Here is a 5,992-nt window from a genome sequence, read left to right as displayed (position 1 = left end):
CGTAAATAACCTACGAATATTATTTACAGTGGTTTGAGAATGGCTATACAAAATAGTTGAATAACTCATCGTCTCCCCTTTCTACGGTGCCGTCATGCTCTGGATTCAGCAGGCCTCTCTTATCAGGTGGCGAGGGTTTCAACAGAACCGAACGAATGGAACGCGACATCGAACGCCCGGAGTCGTTCGATCGCCCACAGTCCATCGCTCTCGATGAACTGCTGAGAGAGATTCTCGACCGAACTCATTCAGCAATCGGTGCCGGTTCAGCCAGTATATATTTGTCCACATGACCGCTCGTTTCGACCGTAGAGACCCATTCAGCGTGAGCCTGTCCCCTCGATCAGGGAGACCCAGCGCAGTGTCCAGAATTGTGGACAGGTCTACCAATACGGGTATCGTAATACCCATATTTGCGGAATCGTGCATATCTGCATGAACAGAGCCGAGAAAGCGGCCCTCCAGTTGCGGGCCGTCGACGTGTTGCGGATGCTCAAGGAGACGCGGACCTACGAGGAACTGGCGGAGACGACCGGCCTCCCAGCAGGGGATCTCAACCGGTACGTCAACGGGCACGTGCTCCCGGGGACGGACCGCGCGCAAAAAGTGGTCGACGAACTGGGCCGCAAAGCGCTGGCAGAAGAACTCGACGCCCGCATTCGCGTCGACGAGGAGGGCTACGTCGACAACTCCGAGACGGTCTTCGACCAATCTTTCCTGGATCTCGTCGCCCCCGTCGTCGCCAACGGGTTCGACTTCGGACGACCCGATGTCGTCCTCACCGCGGCGACCGACGGTATCACCCTCGCGGCTTCGCTGGCTAGCTACTACGGTACCCGTTGTGCTTACGCGAAAAAGAGCAAGGAGACCGCAGTCGAGGAGTTTATCGAAGCTCGCGAGCGCCTGCAGTCCGGCATCGAGCTCACCTACTACCTCCCTGCCGAAGCCATCGACTCCGGCGAGTCGGTCCTCGTCGTCGACGATCTCATCCGGTCGGGCGAGACGCAGGAGCTCCTGCTCGATATCGTCGACGCCGCAAACGCCGATGTCGCCGGTGTCTTCGCGCTCATCGCCGCCGGTGACGACGGGATCGAACGTGCCCGTGAACGAACCGACGCACCGGTCGGATCGCTGACGACCGTCTGAGTCGAATTCCCTTGCCGGGTCGAAAGCGGCTCTCGTGGCGCTCGTTATTCGGTTCCTGATCCCACCACTTCTATCGTCTCTCTCGCTATCTGACGATCGTCACCGGTACCGGCGACCGTCGGGCGACCGTCTCCGCGACGCTTCCCAGCAAAATCCGGCTGGCTCCCGTTCGGCCGTGGCTCCCGATCACGATGTGATCGATGTCGTGTTCCCCCGCGTAGTCGACGACCGACTGTGAGACGCCGCCGACGACCTGTTCGGTCTCGATCTCCTGCCCGTGGTCGGCGGCCTCTCCTCTCGCGCGCTCGAGGATGTTGTCGGCCTGGTTCTCGTGGTGCTTGCGGATCTCGTCGTAGTTGGCCATCGCGCCGCCTTCGATCCCCGTCGCCGCGTAGAAATCGCCCGGGTCGAGGACGTGAACCGCAGTAATGTCGGCGTCGGGATACTCCGTGCAGGCGAATTCGAGGGCCTGACTCGATCGCTCCGATTCGTCTACGGGGACGAGGACGTGTTCCGTCATAGCCGGGGATACATCCGCCTGTGGCTTAAGTATCGGGTCCGGCTACTGCTCGCCGGGAGGTTTCGGAGGTTCCGGACGGGTCCCAAAAAACGCGTGTGCCGAAGACCGAGTCGCTTGTCGCCGATCGGGTTACTTCGCGCGGCCCTGGCCGCCCGTGTTGGACGGTCGGACCTTCTCAGCGCCTTTACCGCGGTTGTTCAGACCACGGTTGTCCTTGCCAGCGTTCGTGAGACCGCGGAAGGCACGGTTCTGGTGGGAGTCGTCGCAGATCCAGTTGAGCTCGTCGTCGTTCTCGATCGCGGGATGGTTCGGATCGACGAGGATCACTTCGAACCACTTCTGGGAGCCGTCTTCACCGACCCAGTAGCTGTTGAGCACCCGCAGGTTGGGGTACTTCCGGGAGACGCGCTCCTCGCCGATACGCTGGATGTTCTTGCGTCGACCGATGCGGTTGACGCCCTGGCGCTTCGATCGGCGACCGGCCGTGAAACGCTGCTTCCGGGCGGTACCCTTACGCACCGAGACCCGAGCGACGACGATGCCCTGCTTTGCCTTGTAGCCGAGTTCACGGGCCTTGTCGAGTCGCGTCGGGCGTTCGATCCGTTCGATCGCGCCCTGATCTCGCCACTCCTGTTTGCGCTGCCACTGCAGTTCCCCGAGCTTGCCCTCGTCGGGGTCCTTCCAGGCTTCCTTGATGTGTGAGTAGAAGCTTTTTGCCATATGTATCACCGCGGGCGTTTCCTGGTTCAATCCCAACGGGGCGGGGCCCCGCGGATCACATCCCGGCCTGTGGCGGCGTCGGTTGCCGAACAGGTGCCCGCTGGTGCCCGCGACCCAGCGAGTCGTCGAAACGTACCCAGCCGCCGTGTATAAGCGCTTCGAACCATCGGAAGTGGCGTGGGTCGAACCAGCCACTGTTCGATCTCGATGGTGCCGGCGTGGGTCCCCTACCGATCACACCACCATCAGAAGCTGGGCGAACAGTCCGCCGACGAAAAACGACACGGCCATCGTCATCACGAGGACCAGTCCGGCAGCACGAAGCGAGAACTCCTGGGCGACGGTAGCAAATACGGCGATACAGGGCACGTAGAACAGCCCGACGATGGCTCCGACGAACAGTTGTCCCATCGCGAGGTCCATCTCGAGTAGGGGAAGGACTGTCAGCTCTCGCCTGACGATACCGAGAATCAGTGGCGTCGCAGCCTCCGCCGGCAGGTTGAGCCAGCCGACGACGAGGGGCTCTAGATATCGGCTGGCGACTTCTAGGACGCCGAGTTCGTACAGGACCGACGCGAAAGCGATAGCGTAGACCATATGCAAAGCGCCACCGGTGACGAACTGTTTCATCCGCATCCAGACCTTTCGGTACGTCTGACGAACTGGTGGGAACAAAAGCGGTGGAACGTCGGTGACTGTCGGCTGCCGGGTCCCCTCCAGCGTGGCGTCGAGGGCGAGGCCCGCGAGCCCGAGTGCTGCAAACGAGACTAAAAAGACAGCGACGACCAGTAAAACAGTTTCCTCCGCCAGCAACGCGATGAACGCGCCGGTCTGGGCGACACACGGCACTGCGAGGGTGATCATCAGCATCATCGTCATCCGTTGGGTTTCGCTGTTGGACGTCGCCCTCGTCGCCGTGATACCGGGGATAGCACAGCCGTATCCCAACAACAGGGGAACGACGTTGCTACCGGACAGCCCCATTCGGCCGAACAGACCGTCGAGCAGTACTGCCAGACGCGGCAGGTATCCGCTGTCCTCTAGCAGACTCAGTGCGAAGTAAAACGAAACGACGTATGGCAACACCAGCGCGAACGGCCACTCGAGACCCTTGATGAGGAACCCGTAGTCCCCGATGAGCACGTCTCGATAGATTCCGGGCACCGTCACCGCTCGTACGGCATTCTCGATCTGGGGAAACACCAGGCCCTCGAAGAGCGGTATCATCAGATACTGCCTGATCCCCATCCCGACGCCGACGACCAGTGCGAACGTCCCGACGAGGACGAGTCCCGCGACCGGCAGGCCAGGCCAGGGCTTGACCAGGAGATCACTCCACCGCTCGAGGTAACCGGACTCGTGTGCCTCCGGTTCGTCGTCCTCGACGACGACTTCCTCGCAGAGCTCTCCTGCCCGCTCCCAGCTTGGCCCGCTGTCGGCTCGGTTTTCGAACGGGGGTGCTGCTTTGGTTTCCCCGGCACCGTTGGATTTCTCGCTGGTGGTCACATTTTCGTCGACACCGGTTTTCCGCCCGAGATCGGTTTCGGCCACGTGCTGTCGTGGACCGGCGCGTGAGGGGTCCTCGAGCGACGCTGCTACCGCAGCGACGAGGTCGTCGAACCCCTTCCCGATCGTCGCGACCGTCGGAACGACGGGCAACCCGAGAGTAGATGCGAGATCGTTCGGACGCAGCCGTTTCCCTTCTTTCTCGAGGAGGTCGACCCGGTTGATCGCGACGACGACCGGGATATCGTACTGCAGTACCTCGAGCAGGAGGTGGAGACTGCTTTCCAGGTTGACCGCGTCCAGCACGCAGATGACGAGGTCACACTCGCCCTCGAGCATATCGACTGCGAGCTGTTCGGCCTCGTTGGTCGCCGCAAGCGAGTGCGTTCCGGGAACGTCGACGAGTGTCGTCTCGTGGTCGCGAAACCTGGCAGTCCCGCGCTTGTACTCGACGGTCGTCCCGGAGTAGTTGGCGACGCCGGCGTCGAGTCCGGTCAATGCGTTGAACAGGACGCTCTTGCCGACGTTCGGCGGCCCGATCAGTGCGATGCGGGGGCGGTCAGCGTCGGTATCCGTAGACTCGTTTACCATTCATTCAGAATCCGTCGGTCGGTGTGGGCGCTGGCCCGGCGGCGTCGATTCGATGCGAATTCGTCCGGCCAGCGTTCGATCGAGTGCGACGGTTCGTCCATCGACTGTCAGAACCAGTGGACCATTGAACGCCTGTCCGGTCTCGAGACGAACGTCCTTGCCCGGTCGAACACCCAGCGAGGGTAACAGGTCGTGATCGGGGACCGTTCGGATGGTCGCCCGTTCGCCGACCTGCAGCGAGTCGAGAGTCGGCCCAGTCGACTCTTCGTCGGAAGCGAGGTCCGGGTCGGTTCTTGCCGGTTCGTCGTCCGACGCGGGACAGTCGGCCGCGTCGTCACAGTCGGCACAGTCGCCGGGGTCGTGACAGACGACGACGCTTTCCTTTCCGAATCGCTGGGAGACCGTTTCGACCGCGACATCGTCCGGTATCGGTGGCGAGTCGGACGGAAAGATCACTCGAGCCCAACTCCGGGGACGGCGGTAGACGAGCGTCTGGTCGGGCTCGAGGGCCGACATTGTCGCGTCGACGAGTTCGGATCGGGGGGCGACGTGAAACGCCATCCAGACGATGTCGAACCGCGACGTATCTATCGTGCGGCCGTCGCTAACGACGACATCGATCTCGTCGGTCAACTTTCGCTCGGCGATCGCGTCGCGAGCACCGGTCACGACATCGGGATCGTTGTCGATTGCAACGACGTCGTATCCTCGCTCGGCGAGCACGATCGCCGTCATCGGGAACGGTCCACAACCGATCTGTAAGACGGTTGCCTGGTCGTCGGGATCGGCGACACCGAGCTCTCGTTCGACGAGCTTTTCGTAGAACAGTCGACAGTAGAGATCGCCGAACGTCCGTGAAACGCCGTCGAGTCGTTCCAAACGCTGTAGTATCGTATTGCTCGCGGACAACGTACGCGACAGCGGACTGGACTTCTGTATCCCTGAATACCCCTCGTACGACCGCTCTGCTCCCGCTTCCTCTGTCGGTCGTTCGTCACCCGTCTGTTCCTGGCCCCCTTCGTACGCTTGCGATACCAGCATGAAAGATCGACTCAGCCGACATTTTAGGCTTTCCTAAAATAAGTCGCGGATCCGATTCTCACCAGGCAGTAATTCGGCCGTCTCCTCCCATCATATGCCGCGTCTAAAGACACTTTCAGGTTCGCAAGGTTCGGGAAGCGACGAAAATCCGAGCTTCTCAAGCGAGAGTCGAGTACTGCAAACGATGTGAGCGTGAGTCGGCTCCGCTCAGCCGCTGAAACAGATGACATTTGCCGGCTTCTCCGCCGAGTTTCGACGACGGTGGCTCCCTCTCTACGAAACTACCGCGAGTAAGTCCTGGTAGTGACTGGACGTTGTCCCGTCGGAGTACGAACTGTCACCGGCAGGCGATCAGTCAAGCGTGAAAACCTGTAGGTCAGGCATCCGTTCTAGTTTAGCAGAGTGTAGCGCCGTCTGACTAGATATCGTTGTGACTACCAGTCAGAGAAATCCGGTGGATAGTGTGAC

Annotated in this window: 6 protein-coding genes; 1 reads left to right on the top strand and 5 read right to left on the bottom strand. The window is 61.2% G+C overall.

What is annotated here, in order from left to right:
• Positions 1–122 precede the first annotated feature (122 nt).
• Positions 123–248: a hypothetical protein gene (locus tag C446_RS20280; protein ID WP_275039912.1), complete on the bottom strand. Its 126-nt coding sequence runs from the start codon at positions 246–248 to the stop codon at positions 123–125.
• Between the two features lie 187 nt (positions 249–435).
• Between C446_RS20280 and C446_RS11670 the strand changes: the two genes are divergently transcribed.
• Entirely contained in the window at positions 436–1,146 is a 711-nt protein-coding gene (locus tag C446_RS11670) for a phosphoribosyltransferase family protein (protein WP_006673313.1), read from the top strand.
• An 85-nt stretch (positions 1,147–1,231) separates the two neighbouring features.
• Here C446_RS11670 and C446_RS11665 read toward each other — a convergent pair whose 3' ends face one another.
• The 4 genes from C446_RS11665 to C446_RS11650 form a co-directional block, all read right to left on the bottom strand.
• Positions 1,232–1,666 (bottom strand): universal stress protein, encoded by a 435-nt coding sequence (locus tag C446_RS11665; protein WP_006673312.1) that lies wholly within the window; start codon positions 1,664–1,666, stop codon positions 1,232–1,234.
• 129 nt (positions 1,667–1,795) lie between these two features.
• On the bottom strand, positions 1,796–2,386 hold the full coding sequence (locus C446_RS11660) for a 50S ribosomal protein L15e (protein ID WP_006673311.1): 591 nt from the start codon (positions 2,384–2,386) through the stop codon (positions 1,796–1,798).
• A gap of 234 nt (positions 2,387–2,620) precedes the next feature.
• Positions 2,621–4,483 (bottom strand): ferrous iron transport protein B, encoded by a 1,863-nt coding sequence (feoB, locus tag C446_RS11655; RefSeq protein ID WP_006673310.1) that lies wholly within the window; start codon positions 4,481–4,483, stop codon positions 2,621–2,623.
• Positions 4,484–5,362 carry a FeoA domain-containing protein gene (locus C446_RS11650; RefSeq protein WP_239639498.1) on the bottom strand — a complete coding sequence of 293 codons (879 nt, stop codon included), beginning with the start codon at positions 5,360–5,362 and terminating at the stop codon, positions 4,484–4,486.
• Positions 5,363–5,992 lie beyond the last annotated feature (630 nt).

It is taken from the genome of Halobiforma nitratireducens JCM 10879, assembly GCF_000337895.1.
Taxonomy (GTDB): domain Archaea; phylum Halobacteriota; class Halobacteria; order Halobacteriales; family Natrialbaceae; genus Natronobacterium; species Natronobacterium nitratireducens.
The sequence above is the reverse complement of the archived record's forward strand: the minus strand, read 5'-3'. Positions and strand labels throughout refer to the sequence as shown.

Excerpts from the sequence above, each read along its gene's own strand:
- C446_RS20280 (WP_275039912.1), bottom strand. The coding sequence starts at position 248 with ATGAGTTCGGTCGAGAATCTCTCTCAGCAGTTCATCGAGAGCGATGGA.
- C446_RS11670 (WP_006673313.1), top strand. The coding sequence starts at position 436 with ATGAACAGAGCCGAGAAAGCGGCCCTCCAGTTGCGGGCCGTCGACGTG.
- C446_RS11665 (WP_006673312.1), bottom strand. The coding sequence starts at position 1,666 with ATGACGGAACACGTCCTCGTCCCCGTAGACGAATCGGAGCGATCGAGT.
- C446_RS11660 (WP_006673311.1), bottom strand. The coding sequence starts at position 2,386 with ATGGCAAAAAGCTTCTACTCACACATCAAGGAAGCCTGGAAGGACCCC.
- feoB (WP_006673310.1), bottom strand. The coding sequence starts at position 4,483 with ATGGTAAACGAGTCTACGGATACCGACGCTGACCGCCCCCGCATCGCA.